The organism is Mesorhizobium sp. C432A (assembly GCF_030323145.1).
Lineage (GTDB): Bacteria > Pseudomonadota > Alphaproteobacteria > Rhizobiales > Rhizobiaceae > Mesorhizobium.
Genome location: NZ_CP100470.1, coordinates 773551 through 787180, shown reverse-complemented (window position 1 = coordinate 787180; position 13630 = coordinate 773551). Strand labels below are relative to the sequence as shown.

Here is a 13630-nt window from a genome sequence, read left to right as displayed (position 1 = left end):
TGAAACTCTAATCGTCTGTGTTTACCGATCATTAACCTTAACAATCAGTTAACGCCTAGACAATACAACGCTTTTTAGACGGGCTTTTCAAGCGCAATTTAATGACGGGTCAGGGCGTGGCGAGTTTTGCCGCCGGCCGCAGCTCGGCGGCGAAAGGCCAGGTCACGTTGGACATGGTCTCTATGCCCGAGGCACTGAGTGCTGCGCCAAACAGGAAGCCCTGGACGAGGTCCGGCTTGACCGAATGCACCAGGATCTTCAGCTGTTCGAAGGTTTCCACACCTTCGATGGTGACGGTCAGCCCGAGCACGCGGGTCAGGTCGACGATGCCCTTCAACAAGTCGAGCGAACGCTTGTTCTGGGTCACGTCCATCAGGAACGAACGGTCGATCTTGATCTTGTCGAGCGGCAGCTTGTGGAGGTAGCTCAGGCTTGAATAGCCGGTGCCGAAATCGTCGAGCGCAATGCGCACGCCAAGCTGCTTAAGTTCCTCGATATACTGGCGCGTTAGCGATTTGTCGTCGAGCAGTGCGGTTTCGGTGACTTCGATCTCGAGGCGGCCGGCGGCGAGCCCCGAAGTGGCAAGCGCGTCGCGAACCTTCTGGACAACGTCGCGGTTGCGGAAATCCTTGGCCGAAAGGTTGACCGAGACGCTGGTCTGTGCGGGCCATTTAGCGCATTCGGCGCAGGCAGCCGCGAGCACAAAAGTGCTGATCTCGGAAATGATGCCCATTTCTTCGGCCAGCGGAATGAAGATGCTGGGCGAAACCGGCCCGAGATCGGGATGATCCCAGCGGCACAGCGCCTCGCAACTGGCGATGCGCATGGTGTTCATCGCCACGATCGGCTGATAGACCACCCGCAGCGCCTTGCCTTCGACCGCCGTGCGCAGATCGGCCTTCATCAGCTGGCGGTTGCGGAACGCCGCATCCATCGCTGCCTCGAACAGCCGCCAGTTGTTCTTGCCGAGTTCCTTGGCCTTGTAGAGCGCCAGATCGGCCTTGACGATCATGGCGTCGACATCGGTGTCGTCGACCCTGGACAGCACGGCGCCCGCGCTTGCCTGGATGCGCAGACCGTGGCCTGCGACGTCGACCTCGCCCTGCAGATCGGCAAAGATCTGGTCGAGCAGGCCCGTCAGATGGCTTTCATCCTCGACGCGGTCGAAGAAGATCATGAACTCGTCGCCGCCGAAGCGGCTGACATTGACGCCTTGCCCGGCGACGGCCGCCAGTCGCTCGGCAACGGCATAGATAAGTCCGTCGCCGACCGGATGGCCGAGGGTGTCGTTGACGCTCTTGAAATCGTCGAGATCGAGCACCGCCAGGGCGCACAGGCGGTCGCGGCTGCCCGACGCCATGGCTTCACCGACCAGCTCATGGAAATACGCGCGGTTCGGCAGGCCGGTAAGGCTGTCATAGCGCGCCATGAAGCGGATTTTTTCCTCAGCCTCGACGCGGGCGGTGACGTCCTCGAAGGTGATGACACCGAGATCCTGATTGCCTTCGCGGGCCGAGAACTCATAGTGCTGGCCATTGGAGAAGGAGACCAGCACCTTGCGGTCGCGGCCCTCGCGCAAGGCGCGCGTCAGCTGCGCTTCGACATAACGACAGTCTTTCGGCGCCAGCATGCCGCCCGCAACGCCGCGCAGGAGCAGCGAATGGATCGACCGCCCGAGCAGCTGGTCGGGCGAGCGCAGCGACATCAGATGCGCGGCTTCGGCATTGCCGACCACGACCTTGCCGTCGGGGCCGAGCATGACCAGGCCATGCGACATGGTGTTGAGCGCGCGGTTGAAGCGCTCGGCGAGCCTGGCGGCCGTCTTGCGCTCCGAAATGGCGTTGAACAGCACGGTGCGGACGTGGCTGGCCATCCGGGTGATGATGAAGATGAACGGCACTATGTAGAGGCCGAGGATGAAATCGCCGAGATGTCCCTTGAGCATCAGCCCGACCGCGATCGGCAGCACGACCGTGAAGGCCTGCACCGCAACCATGGTCTTGGAGCCGTAATTGCGGCCGACAATGGTCACCGTCGAGCCCATTATGACGGCGATGGCGGCACTTTCCCCGAAGACATCGGGAATGAGATAGATTGAGGTGAAGCAGAAAAGCCCCATGAAGAAAGCCTGGATGGTGCCGCCAACCAGGTAGTAGCGTTCCCACTTCTTGGCTTGTTCATAAGTTTCGAAACTGCCTATGCGCAGGCCTTTGCGGATGCCGTAGTAACGGTAAAGCCCCGCCGCAAGCATAAGCGCGGCCAATGCAAGATAGGCCGGATGCCCCGAGGTAAAATAAACCAGAATGCCGATGAGGCCATGGCAAAATGCGCCAATCAGCAGGATCCCGGGATCGTTGAACAACGATCGCACGAACCCAGCATAGACGTCCTCACCTATCTCTGCGGCTTTGTTTTCTTGCATGGCCTGCGGTGTCGCACGAACCGCAGTCATGTCACATTCGCCTTAAGAAAGGTTTAGAGATGCCGTTCCGACGCCTGGCGTCAAGTCGGCTCCATCGGCGTAAACCGCGAAAATTCGTGTTCAGGTAAACAAGGCGTATCGATCACTCGGCGGCCTGAAGTTCAGGCCGCGCCGGCGTGTTGGCCAGCCGCTCGACAAGCCTTGTGCGCTCGCCCTCTGCCTTTTCGGCGCTGGCTTGCCTGACATGGCCGTAGCCGCGAATGAGCGCCGGCACCGAGGCAAGGGCGATGGCGGCCTCGATCCTGCCTGGCGCAAGTGCCTTGGCGACAAGCTCCAGATCGGCCTCATAGCGGGCCAGAAGCTGCCGCTCCATGCGCCGCTCAGTGCTGTAGCCGAACACGTCGAAGGCCGTGCCGCGCAGGCCTTTCAGCGCCGCCAGCAGGCGAAATCCCTTCATCATCCACGGGCCGAAGCTCGATTTCCTCGGCTTGCCGTCATTGCCGCGCCTGCCCATGATCGGTGGCGCCAGATGAAATTCGAGTTTGTCGTAGCTCTGGAACTGTTTTGAGAGCTCCATAGCGAAGGAGCCGTCGGTGTATAGCCGCGCCACCTCATATTCGTCCTTGATCGCCATCAGCTTGAACAGGTTTCTGGCGGCGGCCTCGGTCACCGCGGTCGAGTCAGGCACGGCCTTGGCCTCGGCAGCACGCAAAACCGCCAGCTTCTCGGCATAGCGCCTGCCATAGGCGGCATTCTGATAGGCAGAGAGGAAAGCGACGCGGCGGGCGATGATATCGTCCAGCGTCTTGGCGATCTCAGTGGCCTTGCCCGGCTGGGCGACGAGGCCGCGCACAAACTCCGGCTGATGCGCGGCGCGCCGGCCCCAGCGGAAGGCGGCGATGTTCATCGCCACCGCCTCGCCGTTTAATTCGATTGCTTTTTCAACGGCTTGCGCCGACAGCGGCAGCCCGCCATTCTGGAAGGCGAAGCCGAGCATGAACATATTGGCGCCGAGTGAATTGCCGAACAATTGGGTGGCGGTGCGCGTGGCGTCGAAGAAATGCGTCTTGTCTTCGCCGGCGGCAGCACGGATCGCCTTCTTCAGGCGCTCGATCGGCAGCGAGAAATCGGCCGAACGGGCGAATTCGCCGGGCATGATCTCGGCGGTGTTGGCGAGGAAGATGGTATGGCCTTCGCGCACTGCGGCCAGCACCTTCTTGGCGCCCGAGACGACGAGGTCGCAGCCGAGCACCAGGTCCGCCTTGCCGGCCGAAACGCGGATCGCGTGGATGTCGTCCGGAGTGCGGGCGATGCGGACATGGGTGAACACCGAGCCGCCCTTCTGGGCGAGGCCGGCCATGTCGATCATGCCGCAGCCCTTGTCCTCGAGATGGGCGGCCATGCCGAGCACAGCACCTATGGTGACGACGCCGGTGCCGCCGACACCGTCGATGATCGCCGCCCAACCCTCGCTACCGAGCGGGAATTCGGCCGGCACCGGCACGCCGTCAAGCGGGTCGGAGCGCCCGGCAATGCCTTCGGCCTTCCTGATCTTGGCGCCGTGCACGGTGACGAAGGACGGGCAGAAGCCGTTGACGCAGGAGAAGTCCTTGTTGCAGCTCGACTGGTCTATTCTGCGCTTGCGGCCGAACTCGGTTTCGGCCGGCTGGATCGAGACGCAGTTCGATTGCACGCCGCAATCGCCGCAGCCCTCGCAGACCAGTTCGTTGATGAAGACCCGCTTGTCGGGATCCGGGAAGGTGCCGCGCTTGCGGCGGCGGCGCTTTTCGGCGGCGCAGGTCTGGTCGTAGAGCAGCACCGAGACGCCCTTGACGTCGCGCAGCTCGCGCTGGACGAGGTCGAGGTCGTCGCGGTGGTGGATGGTGGCGCCGGAGGGGAATTCGGCCTTCCCCGCATATTTCTCCGGCTCGTCGGTGACGATGGCGATGCGCTCGACGCCTTCGGCGCGCACCTGCCTGGCGATCATGTCGACAGTCAGGCCGCCTTCATGCGGCTGGCCGCCGGTCATGGCGACGGCGTCGTTGTAGAGGATCTTGTAGGTGATGTTGGCATCGGTCGACAGCGCGAAGCGGATCGCCAGCGTGCCGGAGTGATTGTAGGTGCCGTCGCCAAGATTCTGGAAAATGTGGCCACGCTTCGAAAATGGCGCCTGGCCGACCCATTGTGCGCCCTCGCCGCCCATGGCGGTGAAGCCGACCGTGTTGCGGTCCATCCACAGCGCCATGAAATGGCAGCCGATACCGGCGGCGGCGATCGAGCCGTCCGGCACCTTGGTCGAGGAATTGTGCGGGCAGCCGGAGCAGAAGAACGGCGTGCGCGAACCGATATCGCTGGTGTCGGCAAGCATCGCCTGGAACTGGCGCAGCTTTGCCACCTTGCCAGTGATCTCTTCCGAAGGGCCGATTGTGCGCAGGATGCGCTCGCCCAGCGCAATGGCGATCTCGTTGGGGTCAAGCGCGCCCTTGGCCGGGAACAGCCAGTCGCCGCGCTCGTCCTTCTTGCCGACGATCGTCGGCCGCGTGGCGGTGCCGTAGAGGTTTTCGCGCAGCTGCACCTCGATCAGCGAGCGCTTCTCCTCGACGACGACGATGGTGTCGAGGCCGCGGGCGAATTCGGCGATATGCTGCAGGTCGAGCGGCCAGGGGCAGCCGACCTTGAACAGGCGGATGCCGATGCGGTTGGCGGCGGCCTCGTCGATGCCGATGTCTTCCAGCGCCTGGCGGACATCGAGATAGCTCTTGCCCAGCGTGATGATACCGAGCTTCGGCGCGCGGCCGCCCGAATAGACGATGCGGTTCAGGCCGTTGGCATGGATGAAGGCGGATGCAGCGGCGCGCTTGTATTCATGCAGCCGCTCCTCCTGGCCGAGCATGTCGATCTCATCGCGGATGTTGAGGCCGCCGGGCGGCATATCGAACTCCGGCACGACGATGTTCAGGCGCTCGAGCGCGGCATCGACGGAGGCCGTGGATTCGATGTTGTCCTTGACGCATTTGATAGCCGCCCAGGTGCCGGCGAAGCGCGACATGGCAAAGCCGTAGAGGCCGTAGTCGATGATCTCCTGAACGCCGGCCGGGTTGAGGATCGGCACCATGGTGTCGACGAACAGGAATTCGGTGGCGTGCGCATTGGTCGATGATTCGGCCATATGGTCGTCGCCCATCAGCGCAAGCACGCCGCCATGCTTCGACGATCCCGCGAGGTTGGCGTGGCGGAAAACGTCGCCGGAGCGGTCGACGCCCGGTCCCTTGCCGTACCAGACCGAAAACACCCCGTCATGCTTGCCTTCGCCCATTAATTCCGTCTGCTGAGAGCCCCAGCAGGCGGTGGCGGCAAGCTCCTCGTTGAGGCCGGGCTGGAAGACGATGTCGGCCTGCGCCAGCTGCTTTTTCGCCCGCCACAGCTGCATATCGAGGCCGCCGAGCGGCGAGCCGCGATAACCGGACACGAAGCCGGCCGTGTTGAGGCCGGCCCGGCGGTCGCGCTCGCGCTGCATCACAAGCATGCGGATGACCGCCTGTGCGCCGGACAGGAAGATGCGCTCCTTGCCAAGATCGAACTTGTCGTCGAGCGCGACGTCGTGCAGCGTCATCAGGCATTTCCTCTGCGGAGACAGCACCGGGGGCGCGCAGCCAACGTAGGAGTGAGATGGCGCAGTCTTTCTCCGCTTGCAAGGCAGGTCAAACGAAATCGAAAGTGCCAGGCAAAGCGCAACGAACGATCCGCTGCCGTCGCGTATCCGGCACGAAATCGGTCCGCGGCGGTTGTCCGGCGACCGAAAATTTCCACGCAGTCGCGCCCGGCAAAGACGCGTCAGCCTTTCGAGCAATCCGGCTTCGGCTCACCCGGCAGCTTGCCGTCGGGATGGCCGGCAAGATCGGGATTGGCCGTATAGAGCTGGTCGACCACCAGCGGCCGGTCGGGAAGGATCGACTGGTCCTCGCTCGACATCAGCGTCGTGTCGATCTTCTGCAGGAACGTGCCGTCAGGACCCCTGATGCTGATGGAGATCGCATAGGGTTTGTCCTTGACGATGCAGGTGAGCGCCGGGCTCTCCAGGCTGACCTTGTCGAGCTTCGGCCAGACCTTCTGCTCGACTACCAGGGGAGGGCCGCCGGCCGGATTCTGGAAACTGGCGACCGCCACCTGGCCTTCGCCCATCGGCTGCAGGGGCCGCAGCGTCACGACATAGGTCGCCCGGGCGAGACGGTAGTTGAAGACGACGACCTTGCCGGAAACCTCGAACAGCTTGCCGTCGCCGCCGGTGTCGCGGCAGGCGCCAAGCGCAACGGCTGCAATGAGCGCAGCACCGACAAGGATTGAACGAAAAACAACCCTAAGCATTGTTGACCTCATGTGCCGCCGTGCGGCGGCGATAGTGACGGCTTGCTTTCTGGCGGTTGCCGCACACAGCCATATCGCACCAAAGGCGGCTGGAATTGCGGCTCCTGTCGAGAAACAGCCAGCTGCAATTGGGACAGATCCTGAGCCTGGCGACCGTGTCGTCGCGCAGCAGCGACAAGGCCGAAACCGCCAGCGCCGCCTCGAACGCGATCGGCGTCGATGGATCGCCGAACGGTCTACCCGGTGCGCCGATTTCGGCAGGGCTCCGATCGAGGCCGTTGGCGCAGGCCTTGAGAAAAGCGGCGAGGTCGCCGGCGGCAAGCGCACCTTTCGACACCGCGCCGCGAAACAGGCGGTCGGTCGTCTCGCGGATCGCCAGCACCACCGGCGCGATGCTGTCCGGCGAGGTCGCCTCTAGCGGTCTGCCGCCAAGCTCGGCACCGCGAAAGCCGGTTGCGGCGTTGGCGAAGCGCGCGATCTCGGCCGGATCGGCAAAACGGTCGAAAGTCTTTTCCGGATCGTTGCGCAACACCACGGTGTTGGCCGTATCGAGCGCAAGAATGCCGCCGGTGAAGCGATGTGGGCTCCAAGATACTGTCATATCAGAAATCTAACCGATAAATCGCGTTTGACAAGTTAGATTTTACGATGCAAACCTTGGCGCGGGCTCCGGCGCCCGGAAAGCTGTCTATGCTCTATTTCTTCCAGCAGGTGCTGAACGGGCTGCATTCCGGCGCGCTCTATGCGCTGCTTGCCTTCGGCTACGTGCTGACCAATGGCATCCTGCACCGGACCAATCTCGCCTATGGCGCGCTGTTCGCCTTTTGCGGCCAGACGATGATCCTGACCGTGGCCTTCGGCTATCAGGTATTGTGGCTGACCTTGCTGGCGGCAGTGGTGCTCGGCGTCGTCACGGCTTTCCTTTATGCCGCGCTGATCGGCCACGTGCTGTCGCGCAGCGTCTTCGAACCGCTGGCCGACCGCACGCCCAATGCCATTGTGGTGACGACGCTCGGCATCCTGCTGGTGCTGTCGGAAGCAAGCCGTATCGCCGCCGACACGCATGATTGGTGGCTGCCGCCGATGCTGGCGCAGCCCATCGTTTTTGCTCAGGATGCCGGCTTCCAGGCGACGCTGACGCTGATCCAGCTCATCGATTGCGCGGTGGTTCTGGCGGCAATCATGCTCGCTGCATGGGCGTTTGCCCGCTCGGGCTTCGGCCGCCGCTGGCGCGCCGTCTCCGACGATCCCAAAGCGGCTGCCATGTGCGGCGTGGACGTGCGCGCAGTGTTCCGGCATGCGGTGCTGTTCGGCGGTTTCTGCGCCGCGCTGGCCGGAATCATGGCCGCCCTTTACTACGGCAATGTCAGCTTCGGCTCCGGCCTCGTCTACGGGCTGAAAATCCTGTTCGTGACGGCGGTGGGCGGCTATCTCTCTCCGCCTCGGGCCGCGCTCGGTGCGGCCGCCTTCGGCATGGCGGAGTCGCTATGGGCCGGCTATTTCCCGATCGAATGGCGCGATGGCTGGATGTATCTGTTCCTGGTCGCGGCACTTGTGCTGATCGGTCCCGGCCGCGACCAGCAGAAGATCGCCTGATCGCCGCATCCGCTGTCAGACTTTGGTTGCATGACGCAGCAGCCGGTCGGCACTTATCCCCTGCCTCCCGTCACGACGGCGTTGATCGCGCCCATGCCATGTTGACCCGCCGAACCACGCACGGCATACCGTTGGGCCACAGCGGCGCGACGGAAAATAGGGGAGCCGGCGCGCCTTCGACCTCAGGGAGGAAATGCATGGCAGGGCTGCTCGCTCTATCCAGAACGATCGACCGTATGAACGAGTTCATCGGCCGGTGGATATCGTGGCTGATCCTGCTGGCAATCCTGGTCAGCGCCGCCAATGCCATCATCCGCAAGGTCTTCGACGTCTCGTCGAATGCCTGGCTGGAACTGCAGTGGTACCTGTTCGGCGCCGCCTTCATGCTGGCCGCCGCCTACACGCTGAAACAGAACGACCATATCCGCATCGACATCGTCTACGGCATGTGGTCGCGCCGCGTGCAGCACTGGATCGACCTGCTCGGCCATGTCTTCTTCCTGATGCCGTTCGTGACGCTGATGGTGATCTATTTTATACCCTACGTGTCGCTGTCGTTCCGCAGCGGCGAAATGTCGAACAATTCCGGCGGCCTGATCATCTGGCCGGCCAAGGCGATCCTGCTCGTCGGCTTCTTTCTGCTGGCGCTGCAGGGCATCTCCGAGATCATCAAGAAGATCGCCATCATGCGCGGCGACATGGACGATCCCAATCCGTTCATCTCGGTGCACGAACAGGCCGAGCTCGAGGCGAAAGCCCTTGCCGAAGAAGCCAAGGCGCTCGCCCAGGAGGCGCGCCCATGATCGAGTTCATCGCCCAGAACATGGCGCCGATCATGTTCGCTTCGCTGATCATCTTCCTGCTGATCGGCTACCCCGTCGCTTTCTCGCTCGCCGCCAACGGCCTGATGTTCTTCTTCATCGGTGTCGTGCTGTCGCCCTATTCGGGCGGCTCGATCAACCTGGCGTGGCCGCTGCTGCATGCGCTGCCCGACAATTTCTACGGCAGCCGGGTGATGTCGAACGACACGCTCTTGGCAATCCCGTTCTTCACCTTCATGGGCATCGTGCTGGAACGATCGGGCATGGCCGAGGACCTGCTCGACACGATCGGCCAGCTGTTCGGCCCGGTTCGCGGCGGCCTTGCCTATGCGGTGATCTTCGTCGGTGCGCTGCTTGCCGCGACCACTGGCGTGGTCGCGGCTTCGGTCATCGCCATGGGCCTGATCTCGCTGCCGATCATGCTGCGCTACGGCTATGACCGACGACTGGCGTCGGGCGTCATCGCGGCATCCGGCACACTCGCCCAGATCATCCCGCCGTCGCTGGTGCTGATCGTTCTGGCCGACCAGCTCGGCCGTTCGGTCGGCGACATGTATGCCGGCGCGCTGATCCCCGGCCTGGTGCTGACCGGCCTTTACACGCTCTACATCCTGATCATGTCGATCGTCCGGCCGAACTCGATGCCGGCGTTGCCGCTGGCGGCCCGCACGCTTGGCCACGGCGTGCTGTCGCTGCTCGCGGCACTGCTGGTGGCAGTCGCGGCTTCCTATGCGGCCTATCGCCACCTTGCGCCGGCGCATGGCGACAATGCCGATATCCTTGGCGCCAGCATCGGGGTGATCCTGATCTATATCGTGGCGATCGCCGACAAGGGCCTGAACATCAACATGATGTCCAGGTTGGCGCAGCAGGTGATCATCGTTTTGATCCCGCCTCTGGCGCTGATCTTCCTGGTGCTGGGCACCATCTTCCTCGGCATCGCCACCCCGACGGAGGGCGGCGCCATGGGCGCGGTTGGCGCCCTGGCGATGGCGGCAATGAAGGGGCGGTTGTCGCTGGATGTCATCAAACAGGCGCTCGCGTCGACCACCAGGCTTTCCTCCTTCGTGCTGTTCATCCTGATCGGCGCGCGGGTGTTCTCGCTGACCTTCTACGGCGTCAACGGCCACGTCTGGGTCGAGCATTTGTTGACGTCGCTGCCGGGCGGCGAAGTCGGCTTCCTGATCGGCGTCAACATCCTGGTCTTCGTGCTCGCCTTCTTCCTCGACTTCTTCGAGCTCGCCTTCATCATCGTACCGCTCTTGGCGCCGGCTGCCGATAAGCTCGGCATCGACCTGATCTGGTTCGGCGTGCTGCTCGGCGTCAACATGCAGACAAGCTTCATGCACCCGCCTTTCGGCTTTGCGCTGTTCTACCTGCGCTCTGTCGCCGCGCGCGTGCCCTATCTCGATCGCCTCACCGGCAAGCAGATCGCGCCGGTGACCACCGGCCAGATCTATTGGGGCGCCGTGCCCTTCGTCTGCATCCAGGTGATCATGATCGGGCTGACCATCGCCTTCCCGCAAATGGTCATGCGCTACAAGGGTGCGGCCGTCGATCCGGGAACGATCGAGATCAACTTGCCTGATATGCCAGGCCTTGCGCCTCTCGGCACACCACCACCAGCCAACGGTGGCCCATCACCTGCGGCGCCACCGTCGAACGATCTCTCGCAGCCGCCGAATTTCGGCGAGACGCCGCCCGCCAAGCCGGCGGCGCCGGCGACCGACCTGTCGCAGCCGCCGAACTTCAACTGATGTGTGAACACTGAGAACCTGAGTGAGGATGTTATGAGAGCCGTGCGCCTGGAAGCCGTGGGCAGCATTGCGCTACGGGAGGTCGACAAGCCTGTTGCGGGACCGCAGGACGTTCTGGTGCGCGTTGAAGCCTGCGGCGTTTGCGGCACCGACCGTCACCTCCTCCACGGCGAATTCCCTTCGAGCCCGCCGGTGACGCTTGGTCACGAATTCTGCGGCATCGTCGAGGCTGTCGGCGACGCGGTTTCCGGCATCGCCATCGGTGACCGTGTTACCGGCGATCCCAACATCTTCTGCGGACGCTGCAGTCATTGCCGAGCCGGCCGCGTCAATCTGTGCAGCAATCTCAGGGCCATCGGCATCCATCGCGACGGCGGCTTCGCCGACTACGTCGTGATGCCGCAGAGCCAGGCCTTTCTTCTGCCTGCGAACCTCAAGCCAACGCATGGCGCCTTCTGCGAGCCGCTGGCCTGCTGCCTGCACGCTGTCGACCTCGCCGGAATCAGACCCGGCGCTGCCGTGGTGGTGCTTGGTGGCGGCGTCATCGGCCTGCTTACCGTGCAATTGGCGAGGCTCGCAGGAGCGGCGACCATCATCCTGTCGACGCGGCAGGCCTCCCGCCGTGCGCTCGCCGAAGAGCTCGGTGCAACGACGACGGTCGACCCAAGCGCGGTCGACCCGATCGAGGCGATCGCCGGCCCAGCCGGCCTTGTGCCCGGCGGGGCCGACGTGGTGCTCGAATGCGCCGGTGTCCCCGATACCGTCGAACAATCGATGCGGCTGGCGAAGTCCGGCGGCTCGGTGGTGATCGTCGGCGTGATGCCGCAAGGCGTGAAAGTGCCCTTCGAACCGTTCGACATCCTGTTTCGCGAGCTGAAGGTTCTCGGCTCGTTCATCAATCCCTTCACCCACAGGCGGGCGGCGGACCTTGTCGCGTCCGGCGCAATCGAGATCGACAAGCTCATCTCAAGGCAGGTCGGCCTGGAGGAAGCCGCCTCGGTGATCGCCAATCCGGCAGCGCCGGGCGAGGTCAAGGTGTTGGTGGTGCCGGGCAGGGAATGAAGGGCAGCCTCAATCCTGCGGTGTTGGCGATTGGCGAAACGGCGATGACCGCGCCCCTCTCCCCGTGACTATACGGGGAGAGGATGCCGGCAGGCAGGTGAGGTGCAGCGTCAACGCTTGGAAAGATAAGCTATAATTTCGGGGCGGCTACCAAGCCCAAGGCGATCAATCGCCGAAGTTTGCGCCGCCCCTCATCCACCTGCCGGGACCTTCTCCCAGTATAGTGACGGGGAGAAGGGACAGATCCCAGCCTACAGTTTGCCGTTGCGCTGCTGGACCATCATGAAGGTGTCGTAATTGTACTCGGCCACCTGCGCCCACAGATAGTGCTCCTTGCGGAAGCCCTTGATCGAGTCCCAGATCTTCTTGAACGGTGCGTTGGTGGCTTCCATTTCGGTGTAGACCTCATTGGCCTTCTCGAAACAGGCGGCCATGATGTCCTGGCTGAACGGGCGCAATTTCGCGCCGCCGGCCACCAGCCGCTTCACCGCCGCAGGATTGAGAAAATCGTATTTCTGCAGCATGTTGGCGTCCGCAGCCTGCGCGGCGGTGTGCACAAGCGACTTGTAGGCGGGCGACAGCTCCTCGTACTTGGCCTTGTTGAACAAGAGATGGACGGTCGGGCCGCCTTCCCACCAGCCGGGATAATAGTAGTAGGGCGCGACCTTGTAGAAGCCGAGCTTCTCGTCGTCATAGGGGCCGACCCATTCGGCGGCGTCGATCGTGCCTTTTTCCAGCGCCGGATAGATGTCGCCACCGGCGATCTGCTGCGGCACGACGCCGAGCTTCTGCACCACTTTGCCGGCAAAGCCGCCGATGCGCATCTTGAGGCCGGACAGGTCGGCGACGGTGTTGATCTCCTTGCGGAACCAGCCGCCCATCTGCACGCCGGTGTTGCCGCCGGGCAGGCCGAAAAGACCCTGCGTGGCAAGAAACTCGTTGAACAGGTCGATGCCGCCGCCATGATAGTGCCAGGCGTTCATGCCGCGCGCGTTGAGCGAGAACGGCACCGCCGCACCGAGTGCCCATGTCGGGTCCTTGCCCCAATAATAGTATGACACCGTGTGGCAGGCCTCGACAGTGCCGGCAGTGGTGGCGTCGGCGGCCTGCAGGCCGGGCACGAGTTCGCCGGAGGCGAAGACCTGGACCTGGAAATTGCCGTCCGTCGCCTCAGACAGCATCTTGGAGAAGACTTCGGCGCCGCCATAGATCGTATCGAGTGACTTGGGAAAGGATGACGCCAACCGCCACGTCACTTTCGGATTGGACTGGGCGATTGCCGGTGCGGCTAGCGTAGCGGCAGCCGCCGCTGCGCCCACGCCGGTGACCCCGGCCTTGCGGATGAATGAACGACGATCCATGCAGTTCCTCCCTATTGGACCAACAACCGACATCAGGGACATCTCCTCACGTCCGGTATCGATTTGCCCGAAACAATACACGGGCAAAAGGTCGAGTCCAGCATGGTGGCGGGATTTGACGGCGGCGCTGGCGACAAATCCGCGGGCCGGCCGGCCAGCCTGCAACTATAGTCTAACGTTCGCCGCGTGGCCCATGCGAGATGGCGAAACTTGCCATGGAAAAGCGCCTTCGGATCGCCTATTTTG

Annotated in this window: 9 protein-coding genes; 4 read left to right on the top strand and 5 right to left on the bottom strand. The window is 63.3% G+C overall.

The features are described 5' to 3' along the window. Positions 1 to 109: 109 nt before the first annotated feature. The 4 genes from NLY33_RS03545 to NLY33_RS03530 form a co-directional block, all read right to left on the bottom strand. Positions 110 to 2452 carry a putative bifunctional diguanylate cyclase/phosphodiesterase gene (locus tag NLY33_RS03545; RefSeq protein ID WP_031196397.1) on the bottom strand — a complete coding sequence of 781 codons (2343 nt, stop codon included), beginning with the start codon at positions 2450 to 2452 and terminating at the stop codon, positions 110 to 112. Positions 2453 to 2564: 112 nt separating this feature from the next. Then, positions 2565 to 6035: an indolepyruvate ferredoxin oxidoreductase family protein gene (locus NLY33_RS03540; protein WP_023695935.1), complete on the bottom strand. Its 3471-nt coding sequence runs from the start codon at positions 6033 to 6035 to the stop codon at positions 2565 to 2567. Positions 6036 to 6256: 221 nt separating this feature from the next. After that, entirely contained in the window at positions 6257 to 6787 is a 531-nt protein-coding gene (locus NLY33_RS03535; protein WP_023694704.1) for a hypothetical protein, read from the bottom strand. After that, a complete protein-coding gene (locus tag NLY33_RS03530; protein ID WP_023694705.1) occupies positions 6780 to 7388 on the bottom strand; it encodes a CGNR zinc finger domain-containing protein in 609 nt (202 codons plus the stop codon). Before NLY33_RS03530 ends, NLY33_RS03535 begins: the two co-directional genes overlap by 8 nt. 89 nt (positions 7389 to 7477) lie before the next feature. On the opposite strand from NLY33_RS03530, the gene NLY33_RS03525 reads away from it, so the two are divergent. The 4 genes from NLY33_RS03525 to NLY33_RS03510 all read left to right on the top strand — a co-directional run bounded on the left by NLY33_RS03525 (position 7478) and on the right by NLY33_RS03510 (position 12023). Then, positions 7478 to 8383, top strand: a complete 906-nt coding sequence (locus NLY33_RS03525) for a branched-chain amino acid ABC transporter permease (RefSeq protein ID WP_023695936.1) — start codon at positions 7478 to 7480, stop codon at positions 8381 to 8383. Positions 8384 to 8580: 197 nt separating this feature from the next. After that, positions 8581 to 9186 carry a TRAP transporter small permease subunit gene (locus NLY33_RS03520; RefSeq protein ID WP_023671348.1) on the top strand — a complete coding sequence of 202 codons (606 nt, stop codon included), beginning with the start codon at positions 8581 to 8583 and terminating at the stop codon, positions 9184 to 9186. Further along, a complete protein-coding gene (locus NLY33_RS03515) occupies positions 9183 to 10961 on the top strand; it encodes a TRAP transporter large permease (RefSeq protein ID WP_023707777.1) in 1779 nt (592 codons plus the stop codon). Before NLY33_RS03520 ends, NLY33_RS03515 begins: the two co-directional genes overlap by 4 nt. Positions 10962 to 10994: 33 nt before the next feature. Continuing rightward, a complete protein-coding gene (locus NLY33_RS03510; RefSeq protein ID WP_023689236.1) occupies positions 10995 to 12023 on the top strand; it encodes a zinc-dependent alcohol dehydrogenase family protein in 1029 nt (342 codons plus the stop codon). Between the two features lie 251 nt (positions 12024 to 12274). On the opposite strand, the gene NLY33_RS03505 is transcribed toward NLY33_RS03510, so the two are convergent. After that, on the bottom strand, positions 12275 to 13384 hold the full coding sequence (locus tag NLY33_RS03505) for a TRAP transporter substrate-binding protein (RefSeq protein ID WP_023671351.1): 1110 nt from the start codon (positions 13382 to 13384) through the stop codon (positions 12275 to 12277). Between the last annotated feature and the right edge of the window lie 246 nt (positions 13385 to 13630).